Annotated in this window: 6 protein-coding genes; all 6 read left to right on the plus strand. The window is 75.2% G+C overall.

Annotated features, from left to right (window positions below):
• Positions 1 to 4 precede the first annotated feature (4 nt).
• Genes ACH4SE_RS21835 through ACH4SE_RS21860 form a run of 6 tightly spaced genes read left to right on the plus strand, consistent with a single transcriptional unit; the run spans position 5 to position 19,995 of the window.
• A complete protein-coding gene (locus tag ACH4SE_RS21835; protein WP_398545077.1) occupies positions 5 to 10,732 on the plus strand; it encodes an amino acid adenylation domain-containing protein in 10,728 nt (3,575 codons plus the stop codon).
• Positions 10,729 to 16,227 carry an amino acid adenylation domain-containing protein gene (locus ACH4SE_RS21840; protein WP_398545078.1) on the plus strand — a complete coding sequence of 1,833 codons (5,499 nt, stop codon included), beginning with the start codon at positions 10,729 to 10,731 and terminating at the stop codon, positions 16,225 to 16,227. Before ACH4SE_RS21835 ends, ACH4SE_RS21840 begins: the two co-directional genes overlap by 4 nt.
• Entirely contained in the window at positions 16,224 to 17,336 is a 1,113-nt protein-coding gene (locus ACH4SE_RS21845) for a saccharopine dehydrogenase NADP-binding domain-containing protein (protein WP_398545079.1), read from the plus strand. The genes ACH4SE_RS21840 and ACH4SE_RS21845 overlap by 4 nt, the downstream gene beginning before the upstream one ends.
• Positions 17,333 to 18,481 (plus strand): Gfo/Idh/MocA family oxidoreductase, encoded by a 1,149-nt coding sequence (locus tag ACH4SE_RS21850; protein ID WP_398545080.1) that lies wholly within the window; start codon positions 17,333 to 17,335, stop codon positions 18,479 to 18,481. The genes ACH4SE_RS21845 and ACH4SE_RS21850 overlap by 4 nt, the downstream gene beginning before the upstream one ends.
• Positions 18,478 to 19,242 carry a thioesterase II family protein gene (locus ACH4SE_RS21855; RefSeq protein ID WP_398545081.1) on the plus strand — a complete coding sequence of 255 codons (765 nt, stop codon included), beginning with the start codon at positions 18,478 to 18,480 and terminating at the stop codon, positions 19,240 to 19,242. Before ACH4SE_RS21850 ends, ACH4SE_RS21855 begins: the two co-directional genes overlap by 4 nt.
• 45 nt (positions 19,243 to 19,287) lie before the next feature.
• Positions 19,288 to 19,995 carry a class I SAM-dependent methyltransferase gene (locus ACH4SE_RS21860; protein ID WP_398545082.1) on the plus strand — a complete coding sequence of 236 codons (708 nt, stop codon included), beginning with the start codon at positions 19,288 to 19,290 and terminating at the stop codon, positions 19,993 to 19,995.

A 19,995-nucleotide genomic window follows, 5' to 3' on the forward strand; every position in this document is an offset into this window, starting at 1 on the left:
AGGGATGATTTCACCGGGTCAGGAATCCTCGGAAACCCGAGAGGCGGAGTCGTCGGCCGTCGGTGCGGAGGCGGTCAGGAACGCGGTTGCCGGGCTCCTCGGCCTCGCTCCGGAGGAGCTGCCCGAGGACGCGGATCTGACGGCGTACGGGATGGACTCGATCCGTCTGATGAGCCTGGCCGGGTGGTTCCGGCGCCACGGAATCGCGGTCGACTTCCCCGTTCTGGCCGAACGCCCCACCCTGGCGGCCTGGATCGCACTGGCAGGCACGGCCCGTCTGCCGGCCAGGCGCGCACCCGGCCCCACGGTCCCCGCCCCGGGTGAACCCTTCGACCTGACCCCGGTCCAGCACGCGTACTGGATCGGCCGCCGCGACGACCAGCCCCTCGGCGGTGTCGGCTGCCACGCCTACTTCGAGTTCGACGGCGCCGCCGTGCAGCCGGACCGTCTGGAAGCGGCCTTCCGTGCCGTCCTCGCCCGGCACGGCATGCTGCGGGCCTGCTTCCGGGAGGACGGCCGGCAGCAGATCCTGCCCGAGAGCCCCTGGCCCGGTCTGACCGTCCACGACCTGCGGGAGGAGAGCGCCGCGGAGGACCGGCTGGCGGCGCTGCGCGAGGAGTTGTCGCACCGCCGGCTCCGGGTCGGGAGCGGCGAGGTGATCGATGTCGCGCTCTCCCTGCTGCCCGGCAACCGCACACGCGTCCACCTCGGGGTCGACCTGCTGGTCGCCGATGTCGCGAGCCTCTCGCTCGTGCTGGCCGACCTCACCACCGCCTACGCCTCCGGTGCGCTCCCGCCGCTCGCTCCCGGCCGGGGGGACGCCGACTTCCCGCGTTATCTCGCGGCGCGTGCCGGGGCCCGGGCAGCGGAGCGTGAGCGGGCCCGCGCCCACTGGCGCGCACGCCTCGCGGACCTGCCCGGTGGTCCGGCCCTGCCGCTCGCCACCGACCCGGAGCAGTCGGGCGCTCCGCGCTTCACCCGCCGCCGGCACCGGCTGGACCCGGATGCCTGGCAGCGGTTCAGCGGCCGGGCGCGCAGTCTCGGCGCCACCCCGGCGATGGCTCTGGGAGCCGCGTACGCCGAGGTGCTCGGAGCGTGGAGCGAGAGCCCGCGCTTTCTGCTCTGCCTGCCGGTCTTCGACCGGGACGGCGAATTCCCCGAGGCCGAGGGCCTGGTGGCCGACTTCACCGACCTGCTCCTGGTCACCGCCGACACGACCGGGGAGGCGCCTTTCGTCGATCGCGTCCGCGCCCTCCGGTCGGACTTCCGGGAAGCCGCCGCCCACCGCGCCTACTCCGGCGTCGAGGTGCTGCGCGACCTCGCGCGTACCGAGCCCGACCGGATGCGACGCGCGCCGGTCGTCTTCGCCTGCACGCTGGGCAGCGAGCTCGTACCCGAGCAGGTGGGCGCGGTGCTCGGCGATCTGGGCTGGATGGTCTCGCAGACACCGCAGGTCTGGCTGGACCACCAGGTGTACGAGTCGGCGGGCGGTGTCGACCTGTGCTGGGACTCGGTCGACGCGCTCTTCCCGCCGGGCCTGGTGGACGACATGTTCGCCGCCTACCGCGACGTCGTCGACCGGCTGTCCGCGGACACCGCCGACTGGTCGGCGCCCGCCCGCCCCGGGCTGCCCGTACGCCAGCGGGCGGCGCGGGAGCGGGCCAACGCCACCTTCCGGCCACGCGCGCCCCGCACGCTGCACCAGCAGTTCTTCGCCCTCGCCGAAGTGACCCCCGACCGCCCGGCCCTGCTGTTCGCGGACGACGGGCTCATGACGTACGGGGAGCTGGCGCACCGGGCACTCGGCGCGGCCGCAGCACTGACCGGACGCGGGCTGCGGAGGGGCGAGCCCGTCGCCGTAACGGCACGGCGGGGCGCCGACCAGGTCGCGGCCGTCCTGGGTGTCCTGGCCGCGGGGGGCGCCTATGTACCGGTCGGTGCCGGGCAGCCCGTCGAGCGGCGCCGCCGGATCCTGCGACGGGCGGGTGTCCGCCTGGTATTGGGCGACTGTGCCGACGGGGCCGCGGCGGATCCCGCCGTCCTCGGCATCGGCGACCTGTGCGGGCACGAGCCGCTCCCCGGCCCCCTGCCGGTGGATGCCGCCGAAGCCGCGTACGTGGTCTTCACCTCCGGTACGACCGGCGATCCCAAGGGCGTCAGCGTCTCCCACGCGGCCGCGGCCAACACCGTCGACGACGTCACCGAGAGGTTCGCGGTGGGCCCGGCGGACCGGGTGCTCGCGGTGTCGGCCCTCGACTTCGACCTGTCCGTCTACGACGTCTTCGGGCCGCTGTCCGTGGGCGGCGCGCTGGTGCTGGTCGGTGAGGAGCAGACGCGTGACCCGCGGGCATGGGCGGAGCTGATCTCCCGGCACCGCGTCACCGTGTGGAATTCGGTCCCACTGCTGATGGACATGCTGCTCACGGGGACGCCGGACGGCGGGAGGGGCGCCGACGACCCGGCACTCGGCTCGCTGCGGCTGGCGCTGCTGTCCGGCGACTGGGTCCCGCTCGACCTCCCGGAGCGCCTCACCCGCCGGGCCGGCGGCTGCCGTGTCGTCGCCCTGGGCGGTGCGACGGAGGCATCCATCTGGTCGAACTTCCACGAGGTGACAGGACCGCTGCCCGGGTGGACCTCGGTGCCGTACGGATTCCCCCTGGGCAACCAGCGCTTCCGCGTGGTCGGTCCCGACGGGGCCGACCGGCCGGACTGGGTCGCCGGGGAACTGCTGATCGGCGGCGCGGGTGTGGCCCTCGGGTATCTCGGAGATCCCGAGCTGACCGCCCGCCGCTTCCCCGTTCTGGAGGGTGAGCGCTGGTACCGGACCGGCGACCGCGGTCGCTACCGCCCGGGCGGCATGCTGGAATTCCTCGGCCGCCTCGACCAGCAGGTCAAGATCCGGGGCGTGCGGACCGAGCCGGGTGAGATCGAGGCCGCCCTCGTCTCGCACCCGGCGGTGGGCCACTGCGTGGTGACCGTCGTCGGCAGGGGCGGCGCGAAGGGCCTGGCCGCGGTGGTGACGCCCGCGGGAGGCGACACGGCGCCGCGGAGCGCGCTGCCCGCCCAGCGGCCGGCCGTAGCCGACGATCCCGGGGCCGGCTCCGGCGGCGGACGGCTCACCGTCGTTACCGGCGTCGAGGACGAGGCCCGTCTCGTCGAGTCGGTGCTGGCCGGCTTGCTGGCCGCGGAGACCGGGATCGCGGACACGCCCGTCTCCCTCGCCGGTCTGGCCCGGCGGTGGGGCGCGGCCGAGGAGTGGCTCCCCCTGCTCGGGCTCTGGTGCGACTGGCTCACCGACCGCGGGGTGCTCGTCCGGAGCAGCGCCGGGTACGCCGCCGGGCCGCGTCTGGCCGAGGCCGTCCGCGCGGACGCGGCCGACGGGCGCCTGGCGGATGTGGCGGTGCGGCTGAGAGCCAGGAGCGCCGAACTGTCCGCCGTCGTACGAGGAGAGGCGGACGCGGGCCTCCTGCTGGACGACCCCGTACTCGCCCCCGCCGCCCTGCCTCCCGCACCGGGCGGCCCCGCCGACGTGCTCGCCGCGGAAGTCGGCGCACTCGGCGCGGCCAGGCCGCTGGAGATCGCCGTCCTCGGGGGCGGCCTGCGCGGCGGCTTCCCCGGCCCGCACACGTACACGCTGGTCGACGGGCCGGGCAGGGCCCAGCCACCCGCGCATGCGGGTGCCCCGTCCGGCCGGGTGCGCTCCCGGCGGCTGACCGGAGGGCTCGTACCGGACGACCTGCTGGCCGCGTTCGACGTCGTGGTGGCGGACAACACGCTGCACGCCTTCCCCGACCCCGCGACGGGTGCGGGCCTCGCCGCCCTGCTGCTGGCTCCCGGCGGCACCCTGCTGGCCCTGGAGCGGACCGGGCTGCCGCCGCTCGCGCTCATCGCGGCGGCCGTACCGACCCGCGGGTTCAGCACTCTCGACCCCCGCCGCAGGGAGCGGCGCACCGCGCTGCTGCGGGCGGACGAGTGGGAGCGGGTACTGACCGCCCAGGGGCTCGGCCCGGCCTGCGCCGCCCGGCACCTGCCCGGCGGGCAGCTGCTGCTCCGCGCGGCGAAGTCCGCGGGCGCCGGGCTGCCGCCGGGACGGGAGCTGCGGGAGTGGCTGGCCGACCGGTTGCCCGCGGCCATGCTCCCCGAGCAGGTGCTGGGCACGCCGGTCCTGCCCGTCACGGCCAACGGCAAGCTGGACCGGGCGGCCCTGGCCCGCACGCTCCCCGAACCCGCGGACGCCGCGGCGGGCGGCGAGCCGCCGCGCGGCCGGGCGGAGAACGCGCTGGCCGCCGCGTGGCGCGAGCTGCTGGGGATCTCCCGGGTGGGCCGCGACCAGAACTTCTTCGGCCTCGGCGGCGACTCGCTGCTCGCCACCCGGCTGGTGAGCCGGCTGCGGGCGGACGGCTTCGGCGTGGACCTGAGCGCGGTCTTCGCCTCCCCCGTGCTCCGCGAGCTGGCACGGCGGCTCACCGTCGAACCCGACGCCCGCCCGCAGGGGCCCGCCGTGACCCCGGACCCGGCGCACCGCCACGACCCCTTCCCCCTCACCGACGTACAGCGTGCGTACTGGACGGGCCGGGCCTCCGGGATGCCGCTGGGCGGCGTGGGCGCCCACTACTACCTGGAGTTCGACGGCACGGGCCTGGACCTGGGACGGCTGGAGAAGGCCTACAACCAGCTGATCGCCCGCCACGAGATGCTGCGGTGCGTCGTCGACGAGCACGGTGACCAGCGCATTCTCCCCGAGGTGCCGCAGGCGGTGATCGCCGTGACGCACGCGGCGGCAGGCGGCGCCGGGACCGCGCTCGCCGACCTGCGCGCGGCCATGTCGCACCAGGTGCGCGACCCGGGCCGGTGGCCGCTGCTCGACCTGCGCGCCGTGCTCTACGAGCGGGACGGCGAGCAGCGGGTACGGCTCGGCGTCAGCCTGGAGAACCTCGTCCTCGACGGCCGCAGCATGTCGACCGTGCTGGCCGAACTCGGCCGGCTCTACCGCGATCCGGGCGCCGCGCTGCCGCCCGTCGACGGGCTGTCCTTCCGCGACTACCTGCTCGGGACCGCCCCCTCGGACACCGAGGCGGAGGCGGCCGAAAGGTACTGGACCGGGCGGCTCGCCGACCTGCCCCCTGCCCCCGCGCTGCCGCTCGCCGTCCACCCGTCCGCGGTCCGCGCACCGCGGTTCGTACGACGCTCGGGCCTGCTGCCCGCCGACCGCTGGCAGGCGGTCACCGACCGCGCGAGGGCCCACGGTCTGACCCCCTCCGCCGTGCTGCTCACCTGCTACGCCGAGGTGCTCGGCGTCTGGAGCGGCCGCCGCGACCTCACCGTGAACCTGACGCTCTTCGACCGCCGCGAGGTCCATCCCGCCGTCCACGACATCGTGGGCGACTTCACCTCACTGCTGCCGCTCGCCTACCAGCCGGAGCAGAACACCGGCTTCCTCGCGCGCGCCCGCGCCCTCCAGCACCGGCTCGGCCAGGACCTCGGCCACCGCGCCTGGTCGTCGGTGCGGGTGGCACGCGAGCTGGCCAAGGCGGGCGGAGCGGCGGACGGCGGGCTGCCGGTGGTGTTCACCAGCGCCCTGGGCACCGCGCCCGAGCTGTCGTTCGACCTCGCGCAGTGGCTGCTGCCCAAGGTGTGGTCGGTGTCGCAGACCCCGCAGACCTGGCTCGACAACCAGGTCTACGACTCCCCGTCCGGCCTGCACTACGACTGGGACGCCGTGGAGCAGCTTCTGCCGCCCGCCGTACTGGACCCGATGTTCGCGGCGTACGGGCGCCTGCTCGACTGGATTTCCGCAGCCGAGTGGAACGACCCCGTTCCCGACCTGCTGCCGCCCGGGCAGCGGGCCGTACGCGAACGGGTCAACGCGACCGCGGCGGCCCTGCCGGCGCTCACCCTGCACGAGGGGTTCTTCGCGCGGGCACGCCGGGAACCGGACCGGACCGCCTGCGTGGGCGCGGACGGGGCCCTGACGTACGGCGAACTGGCCGGCCGGGCGCTGCGGTTGGCCGCACGGCTGCGCGCCGCGGGTGTCGCCCCGGGCGCCGCCGTCGCCGTGAGCGTGCCCCGTGGGGCGGAGCAGCTCGTGGCGGTGCTCGGGATCCTCGCGGCCGGTGCCGCGTACGTCCCGGTCGGGGTCGGTCTGCCGGCCCTGCGCCGGGAGGGCCTGTACCGCAACTCGGGCGCCGGCTGCGTGGTGACGGCGGGCGGCTGCCCTGCGCGCGAGGCCGTACCGGACGGCGTCGTGGTCGTCGACGTCACGGAGCACTCCGGGGCGCGGGCGGCGGAGGGGCCCGTGCCGGTGGGCCCGGAGGCGACAGCGTACGTCGTGTTCACGTCCGGTTCGACGGGTGAGCCCAAGGGCGTGGAGATGACGCACCGGGCGGCGATGAACACCGTCACCGACATCGTCCGCCGATTCGGCATCGGCCCCGACGACCGCGTCCTGACCGTCTCCGCCCTCGACTTCGACCTGTCCGTCTTCGACGTCTTCGGCATCCTCGGCCAGGGCGGGACGCTGGTCCTCGTCGGCGAGGGCGAGCGGCGCGACCCCGGGCGGTGGGTGGAGCTGGCCAACGCCCACCAGGTCACCGTGTGGAACAGCGCTCCCACCCTGCTGGACATGCTGCTGGCCGCCGCCGAGACCGCCGCGCTGACCGCGCCGCTGCGCCTCGCCCTCGTCTCCGGCGACTGGGTCCCCCTCGACCTCCGCGAACGGCTCACCGCCCACCGGCCCGGCTGCCGGCTGATCGCCCTCGGCGGTGCCACCGAAGCGGGCATCTGGTCGAATTTCTGGGACGTCACCCGTGTGGACCCGGCCTGGACGTCCATCCCCTACGGCCGTCCGCTGGCCAACCAGCGCTTCCGGGTCGTCGATCCCTTCGGGCAGGACTGCCCCGACCTGGTTCCGGGCGAGTTGTGGATCGGCGGTGCGAGCCTGGCTTCCGGGTACCGCGGGGATCCCGGGCAGACCGCCCGGAGGTTCGTGCACCACGCCGGGAGCCGCTGGTACCGCACCGGCGACCTCGCCCGCTACTGGCCCGACGGCACCGTCGAGTTCCTCGGCCGCACCGACCACCAGCTCAAGATCAACGGCCACCGCACCGAACCCGGCGAGATCGAGGCCACCCTCGAAAGCCACCCGGCCATCCGTCGCGCCGTGGTGACGGCCGCTCAGGCCGGTCCCCGGCGGCACCTGGTGGCCCACGCCGTACCGGCCGACGGCCCGGCCGCGCCGGACGACCTGCTGGCCTTCCTCCGCGAGCGCCTCCCCCGGCACGCGGTGCCCGAGGCCGTTCTGCTGTACGAGGAGCTGCCGCTCACGGCGAACGGCAAGGTCGACCGGACGGCGATGGCGGCGCGGGCCGCCGCCGTCGGCGAGAAAGCTGCGGGCGAGGCGCCGCGTACGGAGGCCGAGCGGCTCGTGGCCACGGTCTGGTCCGAGCTGCTGGCCGTACCGGAACCGACCCGCGAGCAGGACTTCTTCCGGCTCGGCGGCGATTCGCTGCTCGCGACGAAGGCCGTCGCCCGGCTGCGTACAGCGGGTGCGGCAGGCGCTGAACTCGGGGCGCTGTTCACCTCGCCGGTCCTCGCCGATTTCGCCGCCACCCTCACCCTCGGGCTCGCGCGGACACCGGAGCGGGCCGTCAATGCGGAGCCCGCCGCGCGGCACCGGCCCTTCCCGCCGACCGAGCTGCAGCGCGCGTACTGGGTCGGCCGTTCCGCCGCCTTCACCCTCGGCGGCGTCGGGTCGTACTACTACTGCGAGTTCGACGACGAGGATCTCGACCTCGACCGCCTCGAAGCGGCCTGGAACCGGCTGATCGCCCGGCACGAGATGCTGCGCGCGGTGTTCGACGAGAACGGCGACCAGCGGATCCTTCCCGAGGTGCCGCCGCTGGCCATCCCGGTGACCGAGGCGGCGGAGGGCCGCGCCGGCACCGAACTGGCCGCGCTGCGGGACGCGATGTCCCACCAGGTGCTCGACCCGGTGCGCTGGCCCCTGTTCGACGTACGGGCCGTCCGTTACGACGGCAACCGCACCCGGGTCGGCATCGGGCTGGACTACCTGCTCGTCGACGGGCTGAGCATGATGATCCTCTTCGCCGAACTCGACCAGCTCCAGCGGGACCCGGACGCGGAACTGCCGCCCATCGGCGTGTCCTTCCGGGACTACGTCCAGCAGGTGAGCCCCCCTGCCGCCGAAGCAGAGCGCTCACGCCGCTACTGGACCCGGCACATTCCCGAACTGCCGCCCCCGCCCCGGCTGCCGCTCGCCACCGACCCCGCGCGGATCCGCCGCCCGCGCTTCGGGCGTCGCGAGACCTGGCTACCGCCCGCCCGGTGGCAGGCCCTTCAGGACCGGGCACGTCAGCACGGCTGCACACCGTCCGCGGTGCTCCTCACCTGCTTCGCCGAGGTGCTGGGGGCGTGGGGCGACCGCCAGGACCTCACCGTGGCGCTCACCCTGTTCGACCGCCGGGAAGTCCATCCCGACATCGACCGGGTCCTGGGCGACTTCACGTCGCTGCTGCCGGTGGCGCACCGCCCGTCGCCCGGGGAGTCCTTCGGGCAGCGGCTGCGGGGGCTGCAGGAGCGCCTGTGGCGCGACCTCGACCACCGGGGAGCGCCCGTCCTCGAACTGCTCCGCGGGAGCGCGCACCCGCGGACCGGCACCGAAGCGGCGCTGCCCGTGGTCTTCACGAGCGCCCTCGGGGTCGACGACGCACTCGGCGACGGCCTGCGCCGGCCGGTGTGGAGCGTGTCGCAGACGCCGCAGGTCTGGCTGGACGAGCAGGTCATGGCGCGCGGCGGCGGACTGCTGCTGACCTGGGACGCGCTGGAGGAGCTCTTCCCCGAAGGGATGCTCGACGCGATGTTCGACGCCCACGGCCGGCTCCTGGAGTGGGTCTGCTCGTCGGATTGGTCCGAGCCCGCCCCGCCGTTGCTGCCCGGCTCCCAGCGCGCCGTGCGGGACGCCGTCAACGCCACCGCCGCGCCGCTCCCGGACAGCACCCTCCATGCGGGCTTCTTCGGCCAGGCGGCGCGCCACCCCGAACGCTGCGCGCTGCGCTGGGACGGCGGCCGGCTCTCCTACGGGGAACTCGCCGACCGCGCCCTGCGGATCGCCGCCGGGCTCGCGGCGCGGGGTGTCCGGGCGGGCGAGCCGGTGGCCGTGACCCTGCCGAAGGGCCCCGGGCAGATCGCCGCCGTGCTGGGCGTGCTCGCGGCGGGGGCCACCTATGTGCCGGTGGGGCCGGACCAGCCCGCGGCCCGCCGAGAGCGGATGCTGGCCTCCTGCGAGGTCCGGCTGACGATCGGCGAGGAGGACTCCGCCACCGGTGCGGAGGCCTGGGCGGGGCCGGTGGCGGCGGATCCCGGCGCTCCGGCCTACGTGATCTTCACCTCCGGCTCGACCGGTGAGCCCAAGGGCGTGGAGATGACGCACCGGGCCGCCATGAACACCGTCACCGACATCGTCCGGCGCTACGGCATCGGCCCCGACGACCGCGTCCTGACCGTCTCCGCCCTCGACTTCGACCTGTCCGTCTTCGACGTCTTCGGCATCCTCGGCCAGGGCGGCACGCTCGTCCTCGTCGGCGAGGACGAACGGCGCGACCCCGAACGCTGGCTCCACCTCGCCAACACCCACCACGTGACCGTCTGGAACAGCGTCCCCACCCTCCTCGACATGCTCCTCACGGGCGCCGACGCCTATCCGCTGACCGCCCCTCTGCGCCTCGCTCTCGTCTCCGGCGACTGGGTCCCCCTCGGCCTCCGCGAACGGCTCACCGCCCACCGGCCCGGCTGCCGACTCGTCGCTCTCGGCGGCGCCACCGAAGCGGGCATCTGGTCCAACCACTTCGACGTCACCCGCGTCGATCCCGCCTGGACCTCCGTCCCCTACGGCCGCCCCCTCGCCAACCAGCACTTCCGCGTCGTCAACAGCCACGGCCACGACTGCCCTGACCTCGTCCCCGGCGAGCTGTGGATCGGCGGCGCCAGCCTCGCCGCCGGCTACCGCAACGACCCCGCCCACACCACCGACCGCTTCGTCCACCACGACGACCGCCGCTGGTACCGCACCGGCGACCTCGCCCGCTACCGGCCCGACGGCACGCTGGAATTCCTCGGCCGCACCGACCACCAGCTCAAGATCAACGGCCACCGCACCGAACCCGCGGAGATCGAAGCCACCCTGCACACGCACCCCGCCGTCCACCGCGCCGTCGTCGTCCCGTCCGGCGAGCGCGGCAACTACCGTCTGCACGCGTTCGTGACCACCACGGCGGACGGGATCGCCCCGGACGAGCTGCACGACTTCATGCGGCAGCGGCAGCCCCGGCACGCCTGCCCGTCCGGTTACACCGTGCTGGACGAACTGCCGCTCACCGCCAACGGCAAGGTCGACCGGAAGGCCCTCCGGCCTCCCGCCCCCGGCAGCGCGGGCCCGGGAGACGAGCCGCCGCGCGGACCGGTCGAGGAAGCCCTCGCCGCGGTGTGGGCCGGCGTCCTCGGGCTGGCCTCCGTGCCCCGGGACACCACCTTCTTCGCACTCGGCGGCGACAGCCTCCAGGCCACCCGCCTCGTACAGCGGCTGCGCCAGGAATTCCGCTGCGACATCTCCCTGCGGCAGCTGCTCGGCGAACCCACCGTCGCCGGAGTCGCCCGGCTCATCGAGAGCCGGAACCCCGGTTCAGACCACCACGACATGGAGGACGGCTCCCTGTGACGGCCCGCGAACTCATCGACGAACTCCACCACATCGGCGTCCGGTTGTGGGAAGAGGACGGCCTCCTTCGCTACCGGGCGCCGCGCCAGGCGATGACCGAGTCACGGCTCGAACGGCTGCGGCAGCACAAGCCGGACGTCCTGGCCGAACTGCGCCGCGCCGGTACCGTACTGGCCGCCGACCCGGACGGCCGGCACGAGCCCTTCCCGCTCACCGACGTCCAGTCCTCCTACCTGCTGGGCCGCAGTTCGGCCTACGAGTACGGCGGCACCGGCTGCCACGCCTACCTGGAGGTGCGCCTCCCCCGCTTCGATCCCCTGCGGGTACGCGACGCGTGGCGCCACCTCGTGGAGCGCCACGACGCGCTGCGGACCGTCGTCCACCGGGACGGCTACCAGCAGGTCTTGCGGGAGCTGCCCGCGGCGGAGGCGGAGGTCACCGACCTGCCGGACGGGCCGGCGGCAGCGCTGCGGAAGGCACGCGAGCAGGTCAGGTCCGAGCTGGCCGCGCGGGACTTCCGCCCCGACCGGTGGCCGCTGCACGACCTTCGGGTCACCGCGGGACCCGACGACGTCCACCTCCACCTCGCCATCGACCTGCTGATCTGCGACTACGGCAGCGTCCAGCTCCTGCTGGGCGAACTGGAGCAGCTGTGCCTGCGCCCGGCCGAGCCGCTGCCACCGCTCGGCATCCGCTACCGCGACTACCTGCTGGCCCAGCGCCGCCAGGCGGAGGCCCGGAGCGAGCGCGACCGTGCCTACTGGTGGAAGCGGCTGGACGAGCCTTGCGCCGGGGACGCCGTGCCGCTCGCCCCGGCCCCCGCCCTGCCCGTCCGGCCAGTCCCTGCCGGAGCCGAAGGCGGCGCACCCGACTTCGTACGGCTCCAGTCGGCGTTGCCGGGCGACGCCTGGGAGCGGCTGCGGCAGCGGGCCGCGGCCCGGGACGTCACGCCGACGGTCGCCCTGCTCGCGGCGTACGCCGAGGTGATGGCGCGGTGGAGCGGCAAGCGGCGGTTCACGCTCGACCTGCCGATGTTCCACCGCCTTCCGCTGCACCCGGAGGCCGGCCGCCTGGTCGGCGACTTCACCTCGGTCGAGTTGCTGACCGTGGACTGGACGTCGGGCGGCCCTTTCGCAGCCCGCGCCGCCGCGGTGCAGTCGCAGCTGTGGGAGGACATGGACCACGCGGCCTGCTCCGGGGTGGAGGTGCTGCGCGAACTCGCCCGCCGCCGGGGGCAGCAGGAGGCCGTGATGCCGGTGGTCTTCACCAGCACCGTGGGCCTCGCGGACGGCGGCCGCGAGGAGCTGCCGCGGCTGCGCGAGGGCGAGATCCTCCGCGGCAGCAGCCGCACCCCGCACGTGTGGATCGACTGCCAGGTGATGGAGCACCGCGGCGGCCTGCTGCTCGGCTGGGACGTGCGGCGCGAGGTCTTCCCCGACGGGCTGGCCGAGGACGCCTTCACCGCGTTCGAGGCGGCGGTGCGGCGCCTGGCCGACTCCGACGCGGCGTGGGAGGAGACCTCGCTCGTCACGCTGCCGGACGCCCAGCGCGGGCGCCGCGAGTCGGCGAACCGGACGGCGTGCCCGATCCCGGCACGCACCCTGCACGAGGCGGTTCTCGCCCAGGCGCTCGCCACCCCCAACCGCACCGCCGTGATCGCCGGTACCTCCGAGCTGACCTACTCGCAACTGCTGGAGCGGGCGTACGCCGTGGCCCGCGCGCTGGCCTCCGAGGGGGACGTGACGGGGCAGCTGGTCGGCGTCGTGATGGACAAGGGCTGGGAGCAGGTGGCCGCCGTGCTCGGCACCCTGCTGGCGGGCGCGGCCTACGTGCCGGTCGACACCGACCAGCCCGCCGCCCGCCGCGACGCGGTCCTGGCGGACGCCGGTGTCGCGGCGGTGCTCACCCAGCCGTGGCTCGACGTCGCCACGCCCGGTGTGCGCGTCGTGACCGTCGACGCCGCGCCGGCGCCGGGCGCGGCGGTGCCGCCGCCCCGCACCACGCCGGACGATCTCGCCTACGTCATCCACACCTCCGGCTCGACCGGCACCCCGAAGGGGGTGATGGTCAGCCACCGGGCGGCCTGGAACACGATCGCGGACATCAACGAGCGCTTCGCCGTCGGCCCCGGCGACCGTGTCCTCGGACTGGCCGCACTCGGCTTCGACCTGTCGGTGTACGACATCTTCGGCCCGCTCTCCCGCGGCGGCTGCCTCGTCCTCCCGGAGGCCGAGCGGCGTGCCGATCCCGCCCACTGGGCGGCGCTCGCCGACCGGCACGCCGTCACGCTGTGGAATTCGGTCCCCGCACAGCTCCAGATGCTCGACAGCTACCTGGCCGCAGAGCGGGCGGCCGCGCCGCCGTCGCTCCGCCTGGCGCTGCTCTCCGGTGACTGGCTCCCGGTCCCGCTGGCCCGGTCGGTCGGTGAGCGGCTGCCGGACTGCCGGCTGGTCAGCCTCGGCGGTGCCACGGAGGCGGCGATCTGGTCGATCGCCCACCCCGTCGACCACCGGCGCCTGACCGGCCCCACCGTCCCGTACGGCACCCCGCTCGCCAACCAGGGCTGGCACGTCCTCGACGACGCCTTCCAGGACTGCCCGGACCTGGTCCCGGGGGAGCTCTACATCACCGGCGCCGGGCTGGCCCTGGGCTACCTGGGCGACCCCGTACGCACCGGCGAGCGCTTCCTCACCCACCCGCTGACCGGGGAGCGGATGTACCGCACCGGTGACGTGGGCCGCTACCTCCCCGACGGCTCCGTCGAACTGCTCGGGCGGATCGACGACCAGGTCAAGATCCGCGGCCATCGCGTCGAGCCCGCGGAACTTGTGGCGGCCGCGGAGTCGCACCCCGCGGTGGCCTCGGCGGTCGCCTTGGTGACGGGCGACGACGTGACGGCCCGCCGCCTGGTGGCCTTCGCGGCCACCGCGCCCGGCGAGCAGCCGCTCACCGACGCGGGCCGGGCCGCCCTGACCGCGGCGCGGGCCGCGGGCACCGAAGTGCGGGCGTTGGTCGACTCCGCGCTCCTCGGTGACTTCCTGGCGCTGGCCGACGACGTCGCCCTGGCGGCCATGGCCCGCACGCTGCGCGGGGCGGGCCTCTTCACCGCGCCGGACGCCGGGCACACCGTGGCGGAGGCGGTGTCCGCGCTGGGTGCGCACACCAAGCACACGCGCACGGTCCGGCGCTGGCTGCGCGCCCTGGCCGGGGCGGGCCTGCTCCGCCACGACGGGGCCACCGGCCGCTACGCCGGGCCGCTCGCCGCGGACCCCGCGGACCCGGAGCACGACTGGCCGCGGCTGGAGGAGCTGGCCCGGCGCCTGGACTACGGCTCCGACCTGCTGCGGCTGGTGCGCACCAGCAGCGAGCACCTGCCCGAGCTGCTGCGCGGCGAGGAGGACCCGCTGGCCCTGCTCTTCCCGCACGGCAGCCTCGACGTGGCGCAGGCCGCGTACCGCGACAACCTGGTCAGCCGTACGCTGAACCGGGTCGCGGTCGCGGGCCTGCGCGAACTCGCCGCAGGCCACCGGGGACCCGGGCCGCTGCGGGTGCTGGAGGTCGGCGCGGGCGTCGGCGGCACCAGCACCGATCTGGTCCCCGCCCTTGCGGACTTCGACGTGGACTACCTCTTCACCGACGTCTCGCAGTTCTTCCTCGCCGAGGCCCGCGAGCGCTTCACGCCCCACCCGTGGGTGCGCTACGGCCTCTTCGACATCAACGAGGACCCCTCCTGCCAGGGCCTGACGGCGAACTCCTTCGACGTCGTCCTGTGCGCGAACGTCCTGCACAACTCCAAGGACGCCGCCCGGACCCTGGCGCGGCTTCGCGAGCTGCTGACGCCCGGCGGCTGGCTGGTGTTCATGGAGGCCACCGTGGAACGCCATCCGCTGCTGGTGTCGATGGAGTTCGTCGACGGGCTGAGCGCGGGCTTCACCGACGTACGCGAGGCGGAGGACCGTACCTTCCTGACGACCGGCCAGTGGACCGGCCTGCTGACGGCGGCCGGTGCGGAGACGGAACTGTGCTTCCCGCCGGCCGATGACGTCCTCGCGCAGGCCGGGCAGCAGATCTTCTTCGCCCGCATGAAGACGGACCGGGCCCGGGTGACCGCGGACGAGCTGGCACGCCACCTCGCCGAGCGGCTGCCGGACTACCTGCTGCCCGAACGCCTGGAGATCCTGGACGACCTCCCCCTCACCCCCAACGGCAAGGTCGACCGCGCGCGCCTGCGGCTGCGCCTGCCCGAGCCCGGCGGGGCCTCCACCGCGCCGCCCGCCACGCGGCCACCCGCCGACGCACTCGAACGCCGCCTCACCGAGCTGTGGGCGCAGGTGCTGCAACGCCCGCAGGTGAGCCCTGAAGAGGACTTCTTCCAGCTCGGCGGCGACTCGCTGCTGGTCGCCCGGCTCGTCGGCCGGCTGCGCGAGGCCGAGCCGAGCGCCCAGGGCGTCGAATGGGAGCACCTCCTGCGGCAGGTCCTCCAGCAGCCCACGGTCGCGGCGCTCGCGAACTACCTCCGCGGCGCGGCCGCCGATCCGCGCGTCCCGGAACCGCGGGCCGACGACAGCCGGAGCGCACCGGCGCTTCTGCTCGACGGGCCCGCGGTCGGACCGGTCACCGTACTGGTGCACGACGGCAGCGGCACGCTGCTGCCCTACCAGGCGCTGCTGGAGGAATTCCGGCGGCGGCCCGCGGGGGGCCGGCTGCTCGGCGTCGAGGCGACTTCGCCGGAGCGCTACCTCGGTTCCGATCCGGCCCGGCTCATCCACCGCCTCGGCGGCGAGTACGCGCAGGCGCTGCTGGCCGGCGGCGCCCGGCGCTTCCGGGTCGTCGGCTACTGCATGGGCGGCCTCATCGCGACCGAGGCCGCGCGGGCGCTCACCGAAGCCGGCGCCGACGTCGAGGGCCTGACCGTCATCAGCTGCTACCGACCGCCGTTCGAGGTGCACGAGGACCTGATCGCCGAATACACCTTCGCGCTGTCCCTCGGACTCGATCCGGCCGCGGTCGGCTTCCCGGCGGACACCCGCGCCCTGGGCGACGCGATCACCGCCGCGCTCGGCGCCGCGCCGGGACGGCTGGAGTCCGGGGCGCTCGCCGCGCTCGGCGGCGCCCACGAGGAGGTCGGACGCTCCTTCCGGGAACTGGCGGACCGGTCGCCCGAGGAGCGCCTGGAGAACCTCGCGGCGACCGCCGAGCGGTTCGGCGGGCCGATGGACAGGGCCCGTCTCTCCCGCCGCTACCAGGTCTTCCGGCACAGCCTCTTCGCCGTCACCCGGTACCGCCCCGACCCGTACGCGGGCGACATCACCTTCCTGCGGCACACCGGCCGCTACGGCTTCCTGCCCGGGCTCCAGCAGGACATGACGGCGTACTGGCAGGACGTCTGCCTCGGGCGCCTGCGCGTGCACGACATCGACGGCGACCACTTCGGCTGCATCGCCGGCGACCGCGCGGGCGCCGTGCGCGCCCTGCTGGAGGGTGAGGGGCGATGAGCGTCCGTGTCGGTGTGCTGGGCGCCTCGGGCGCGGTCGGGGCCGACGCCGTCCGGGCCCTGCGGGCCGCCGGGGTCGGGGAACTCCGGCTCGGGGCGCGGCGGACCGCCGGCCTCGCCGGGCAGGCCGCGGAGGTGGTGGCCGTGGATCTCGAACGGCCGGACCGGCTCGCCCGGTTCTGCGCGGACTGCACGGTGGTGCTGAACTGCGCGGGTCCTTCCTACCGGGTGCGCGGCCGGGTGGCCAGGGCAGCGGTGGCCGCGGGCGCCGACTACGTGGACGTAGCCGGTGACGAACCGGCGTACGCCGACCTGTCCGGACTGGGCCTGGCAGGGCTCGGGCGGCGCGCCGTGCTGTCGGCGGGCATGCTGCCGGGGCTGTCCGGGCTGCTGCCCCGGTGGCTGGCCGAACAGCGCCAGGAGGGCCCGCACGGCGGGGAGCTGACGGTGTGGAGCGGCGGCCTGGAACGGTGCAGCCGGACGGTCGCCGCCGACCTGGTGCTGTCCCTCGGCGGGCACGCGCCCGACGGCCGCCCGCCGTACGGCGAGCCGCTCGCGGCCTGGCGGGCAGGGCGCCGGGAGAGCCGGGCCCTGCAACCGCGTGACGACGCCGAGCTGCCCTCCTTCCCCGGGCCCGTCGCCCTGCGGCCGGTTCTGAGCGCAGAGGCCGAACGCCTGGCGCGGGCGCTGCGGCTGGACCGGCTCGACTGGTTCAACGTCTTCCCCGGGCGCCGGGTCCGGGACGTGCTGGCCGCGCTGGCCGGCTCCGGCGGGCCGACGGACGAGGCCGCCGAACGGCTGGCCAGGGCGTGCGCGATGGACCTCACCGGCCGGCGACCGTACTACCGGATGGTCTTCGCCTTCCGGACCGCCGCGGGCTCAGCCGTGACGGCGACGCTCGGCACCGAGGACAGCTGCCGGCTCACCGGCGCCGTCGGCGCGCTGGCGGTCACCGAGACGCTGGCCGGACGCGTACCGCCGGGCCTGCACTTCGCCGCCGAGGTCCTCGACCCCGGCCGGGCCGCCGGGCTCGCCGGCCCGGCCCACGGCGCGACCCTCGACGTGGCCCATGCGCCGCTCGAACCGGCCGTCGTGACGGGGGCGCTGTGACGAGCCCACTGCCCGAGGACCCTCCCCTGCGGACCGTGGTGTGCGGCGCCGTCTTCGGCCGGTTCTACCTGGACGCGCTGCACCCCGCCCCGCCCGGTTTCGAGCTTGCCGGGGTACTGGCCGGCGGCGGCGCGCGTTCGCGGGCCACGGCCGCGCGGTACGGGGTGCCGTACTACACCGCCGTCGACCAGCTTCCGGCCGACGTGGACGCCGCCTGCGTGGTGGTACGTGCCGGGGCAGCCGGCGGCCCCGGGACCGAACTGGCCCGCGCGCTGCTGGAGCGCGGCGTGCACGTCCTCCAGGAGCAGCCCGCCCACCCCGAGGAGGTGGCGGGCTGCCTCCGGATCGCCCGGGACAAGGACGTCCAGTACCGCGTCAACGCCTTCTACTCGCACCTCGCCCCGGTCCGCCGCTTCGTCGCGCGCGCCCGTACGCTGAGGGCCCGGCGGCCCCTGCGTTACGCCGAGGCGGCCTGCTCGAGCCAGGTGCTCTTCCCGCTGCTCGACATGCTCGGGCGGGCCCTCGGTGGCCTCGGCCCGTGGGCCTTCGCCGATCCCGCCCCGGTCGCGGCCGTCCGCGCGGCCACCGGGGCGGCGGTGCCCTTCCGCATCCTGCACGGCGCGATCGCCGGGGTCCCGCTCACTCTGCGGGTGCAGAACCAGATCGACCCCGGCGACCCGGACAACCACGCGCATCTGCTGCACCGCATCACGATCGGTACGGACGCGGGCGCGCTGACCCTGGCCGATACCCACGGCCCTGTGCTCTGGACCCCCCGGATGCACGTCAACCGCGGCGCCGACGGCCTGCCGGCGCTGGACGGCCCGGGCACCGGGCGGCTGGACCAGCCGAGCACCACCGTCCTCGACGTCGCAGTGCCGCTGTCCTTCCGGCAGACCTTCGGCACGCTGTGGCCCGACGGGATCCGGCACGCCCTGGCGGACCTGAGGGCGGCGGTCGCCGACCCGGCCGGCCGGGCAGCCGATGCGCAGTACGCGCTGACCGTCAGCCGTATGTGGCTCGACCTGACCGGGCGGCTGGGCCGCCCCGAACTGGTGGCGGACGAGGAATGCCCGCCGCTGGAGCTGAGCGACCTCGCGGTGGAGTGCCCGCCGCCCCTTCCCGCCACGGAGGTGACGCGATGAACCGGAGCTGGCTGCGCTGCCCCGCGCCCAGGCCCGGTGCCGCGCTGCGGCTGGTCTGCTTCCCGCACGCGGGCGGCGGGGCCAGTACGTACCGAAGCTGGCCGGACCTGCTGCCGCCATGGATCGAGATGCTGGCGGTGCAGTACCCGGGCCGGGAGGACCGCTTCTGCGAACCACCGGTCACCGAGCTGCCCGCGATGGCCCAGGCGGTCGCCGCCGAACTGGCGGTCCCGGACGCCCGTCCCATGGCCTTCTTCGGCCACAGTATGGGCGGCGCGGTCGCCCACGAGGTCGCGCTGTCACTGGCCGGGGCAGGCTCTGCCGAGCCCGTCCACCTGATCGTCTCGGCCCGCGAACCGGTCGAGCACGTGGCGCCGGGCAGCGTCCACCTCGGCGGCGACGCGGCGCTGCGGGCCGAGCTGACGCGCCTGGGCGGCACCAGCGGCGAGCTGCTCGACAACGCCGAGCTGTGGCAGCTGGTGGCGCCGGTGCTACGGGCCGACTACCGGCTCATCGAGACCTACCGGCCCGTGCCCGGCCGCCGGCTCGACTGCCCGCTGACGGCGTTCGCCGCCGAGGACGACAGCGAGCTGACGCTCGCGCAGGCCGCCGACTGGGCACACGCGACCGTGGGGCCGTTCGCGCTGCGGAGCTTCCCCGGCGGCCACTTCTATCTGATCCCGCACCGCGAACGCGTACTCCAGGCGCTGGCCGACTGCCTGCTCCCGGCCCTGGACGCCACCGCATCCACCGGCCGGTGACTCCCGAGCCACCGCCTTTCCGTCATCCGTCGAACGAGGAGCCCCGTGATCGACTACTACTCCCCCACCGCCGAGTTCTACGACCTTGTCGGCGGCCAGCACTGGGCGCACAGCGACCCCGCACTGGCATCAGCACTCGCCGGCACCGACACCGGCCACGGCCCCGTCCTCGACCTGGGCGCGGGAACGGGGCGTACGACGGAGGTCATCGCACGCGCGCTCCCCGGCGCCCGGATCCTCGCCGTCGAGCCCTCACCCGGTATGCGGGCGGCGCTGACCAGCCGGGTGGTGCGGGACGAGGACCTGCGGCCCCGCGTCACCGTCGTCGCCGACCGCGCCCAGGACGTCGAGCTGCCCGACCGGCTGTCCGCGGCGGTGATCTGCGGCGTGCTCGGCTACCTCGACCGCGAGGAGCGCGCCACACTGTGGGACCGCCTGCTGGAACGCCTGCCCGCGGGCGCCCCTGTCGTCGTGGAGCTGATGGCCCTCAGCACGCCGCAGCCCGTCGCCCCGATGCGGATCGCCCGTCAGCGGCTCGGCGACCAGGAGTACGAGGCGTGGCTCTCCGGAGAGCCGTGCGGCACAGGGCAGATGCGCTGGTCGGCGACGTGGCGGGTGCTGAACGGGAAGAAAGTGGTGCGTGAGGTGGACGTCACCCACAAGTGGTACACCTTCGGGATCCAGGATCTGGCCGCCGAGACGGGCATGACAGCGAAGCAGTTGACCCCGGAGCTGGGCGTCCTGATGCGCTGA

Source organism: Streptomyces sp. NPDC020983 (assembly GCF_044333485.1).
Classification (GTDB): Bacteria; Actinomycetota; Actinomycetes; order Streptomycetales; family Streptomycetaceae; genus Actinacidiphila.